The sequence below is a fragment of the Roseicyclus sp. genome (genome assembly GCF_052168335.1).
GTDB lineage: Bacteria > Pseudomonadota > Alphaproteobacteria > Rhodobacterales > Rhodobacteraceae > Roseibacterium.
In genome coordinates this window covers 1-3,028 of the sequence record NZ_JBQLZP010000408.1, presented here as the reverse complement: position 1 = coordinate 3,028, position 3,028 = coordinate 1, and the positions used below count along the sequence as shown (strand labels likewise).

General features: G+C 70.4%; 3 protein-coding genes. All 3 read left to right on the top strand.

The window, feature by feature from the left end; all coding sequences use genetic code 11:
* The coding region (locus ACTS11_RS12495; protein ID WP_442640643.1) for a glucokinase at positions 1-346 on the top strand (346 nt) is incomplete at its 5' end.
* A 167-nt stretch (positions 347-513) separates the two neighbouring features.
* Positions 514-1,779, top strand: coding sequence for an ABC transporter substrate-binding protein (locus ACTS11_RS12490; protein WP_442640642.1), 1,266 nt, complete (start codon positions 514-516; stop codon positions 1,777-1,779).
* A 55-nt stretch (positions 1,780-1,834) separates the two neighbouring features.
* On the top strand, positions 1,835-2,803 hold the full coding sequence (locus ACTS11_RS12485; RefSeq protein ID WP_442640641.1) for a carbohydrate ABC transporter permease: 969 nt from the start codon (positions 1,835-1,837) through the stop codon (positions 2,801-2,803).
* Positions 2,804-3,028 lie beyond the last annotated feature (225 nt).

The following is a 3,028-nucleotide window of genomic DNA, read 5'->3' as shown; positions in this document are numbered from 1 at the left end:
CAGCACGCTCCATGCCGCGCTCCACGGGGTGGACGCGGCGCCCGCCGACATCCTCGCGGCGATGGAGACGCGGGACGCCGCCGCGCTCGCCACCGGGCGGCTCTTCGTGCAGGTCATGGGCGCGGTCACGGGCGACCTCGCGCTCGGCCACCTGCCCTTCGGCGGGATCTGCCTCGTGGGCGGCGTCGCGCGCGCCTTCGCGCCCTGGCTGGAAGAGTTCGGCTTCGCCGGGGCCTTCCGGTCGAAGGGCCGCTTCTCGGGCTTCATGGAGCAGTTCGGCGTGCAGGTCGTGACCGACGACTACGCCGCGCTGACGGGCTGCGCCTCGCACCTCTCGCGGCTCTGAGCTTACGCAGGGGCAATCGGCGCGCGGGAACGCACTCGGGAGTTGCCCCGCCGTCCCTTCCACGCCATGCTCCGATTGCCGTCACCGACAAGGGTCGGGCGGCCAAGCAAGGTGGCGGAGCATTGGGGCCGCCGCCGACATACATGGTCCACCAGGGAGGAACGACCGTGCTCAAGACCAGACTCGCCGCGACAACCGCGGCAGCGACCGGGCTCGCGCTCATGGCAGGCGCAGCCGCGGCGCAGGAAATCCGCTTCATGTGCTATTCGGACGGCAACGAGTGCGAGGTCTACGACGATGTCCTGACCCGCTTCGAGGCCGAGAACCCGGGCGTCGACGTGATCGTCGACGTGGTGCCCTACCAGGCGATCCTCGAGAACCTGCCGGTGCAGCTCGCCGCAGGCACGGGGCCCGACATGGCCAAGGTCACCGACCTCGGCGGCCTGAACGAGTACTACCTCGACCTCGCCCCCTACGTGGACACCGCCTACTGGGACGCGAGCTTCGGCAGCACGCTCGACTGGTATCGCGCGGGCGACCGGCAGGGCTATTACGGGATGCACTCGCAGCTGACGATCACCGGCGCCTTCGTGAACGCCACGCTCTTCGAGCAGGCGGGCGTCGAGATCCCCGGCCCCGAGGCGACCTGGGCCGAGTGGGCCGAGGCCTCCCGCGCCGTGGCCGAGGCCACCGGCACGCCCTTCCCGATGGCGATCGACCGCTCGGGCCACCGTGTCGCCGGCCCCGCCATCTCCTACGGCGCGGCGCTGAACGGGCCCGACGGCCCGACGCTGTCGGACGAGGGCTTCGCCGCCTTCGTCGAGCAGTTCGTCGCCTGGAACGAGGACGGCACCATGGCGCGCGACGTCTGGGCCGGACAGGGCGGCGCGACCTACCAGGACGCGGCGCAGGAGTTCATCAACGGCGAACTGGTGTTCTACTACTCCGGCTCCTGGCAGGTCGGGCGCATGGACGAGCAGGTCGGCGACCTCTTCGACTGGCGCGTCGTGGGCTCGCCCTGCGGTCCGGCGGGCGCCTGCTCGGGCATGCCCGGCGGCGCGGGCATCGTCGGCTTCGAGCAGACCGAGCACCCCGAGATCGTGGCGAACGTGATCGACTTCCTCGCGCAGGAGGACATCTACGCCGAGGTCGCGGCCCGCACCCGCAACCTGCCCGCGCACCTGGGCGTCGCGGCGGCCGGCGTCGAGTTCCAGGACGCCTCGCCCGCGGCCTCCGCGGCGCTCTCGGCCTTCGCCTCCGACCTCGCCGACGTGGCGCCCGCCGCCTTCTGGTACCAGGGCTATCCGGGCAACCGGGCGATGTTCGGCATCACGGTCGAGCGCGTGAGCCAGGCCATCGTGGGCGAGCTCAGCGTCGAGGACGCGGTCGCCCGCATGGCCGACGACCTCGCCGCCGCCATGGCCGAGCAGTAAGCACAACCGCGGCCCCCGCCACACGCGCGGGGGCCGTGACCCGGACGGCGCACCCATGCTCGCGATCATCTCCCCCCTCATGCGGATCGTCGAGATCCCGATGCTGGCGCTCCAGCGCCTCCTGGGGATGAACCGGCTCGCCTGGGTGTTCCTCGCGCCGAACCTGATCCTCTTCGGCCTCTTCGCCTTCCTGCCGGTGATCCTCAACGTCTCCTACGCGACGACGGGGGGCGACAACGTGCTGCTGGCCGACCGCCCGGACGTGGGCCTCAGGAACTTCGCGACGCTGACCGATTGCGGCAACTACCTCGATCCGAATTCCTGCCGCGAGGACAAGTTCTGGCGCGCGGTCTGGAACACGCTGTGGTTCGTGACGCTTCAGGTCGGCTTCATGGTGGGCTTCGCGCTCCTCACGGCCGTGATCCTGAACCGCGACATCCGCGCGCGCGGCTTCTTCCGCGCGGTCTTCTTCTTTCCCGTGCTGCTCTCGCCGGTCGTCGTCGCGCTGATCTGGAAATGGATCCTCCAGCGCGAGGGCGTGCTGAACGCCTTCCTCGACTGGACGGGGATGGGCGGGATCAACTGGCTGGTCGACGCGCAATGGGCCTTCGCCTGGTCGGTGTTCATCTCGGTCTGGGCGCACATGGGCTTCTACACGCTGATCCTTCTGGCGGGTCTCCAGGCGATCCCGCGCGACGTCTACGAGGCGGCGATCATGGACCGGGCGAGCCCCTGGCGGAGCTTCACGCGGATCACCCTGCCGCTGCTGGCGCCGACGATGCTGGTGGTGCTGGTCCTCGCGCTCATCAAGGGCGTGCAGACCTTCGACGAGATCTACGCCTTCACCGGAGGCGGTCCCGGCACGGCCACGACCTTCATCATCCAGTACATCTACGAGGAGGGGTTCGCCGGCGCCCCGAGGCTCTTCGGACTGGCCGCCGCCGCCTCGCTGATGGTGGCGCTCGTGCTCGTGATCCTGACGCTGGTGCAGCTCTGGGTGAACCGGAGGAACGTGGATGGGTGAGCGAACGAACCGGCGCGCAGCGGCGACGGAACGTCCGGTGGACGTTCCGGTGAGCGAACGGGCGGAGCCCCGGAGGCGGTTCGACGAAGTCGATGATCGGTCCGGTGGACCGATCAAGCCGCGAACGGGCGCAGCCCCGGCGGAGCGAACGAACCGGCGCAGAGCGGCGGCGGAACGTCCGGTGGACGTTCCGGTGAGCGAACGGGCGGAGCCCCGGAGGCGGTT

Excerpts from the sequence above, each read along its gene's own strand:
- ACTS11_RS12485 (WP_442640641.1), top strand. The coding sequence starts at position 1,835 with ATGCTCGCGATCATCTCCCCCCTCATGCGGATCGTCGAGATCCCGATG.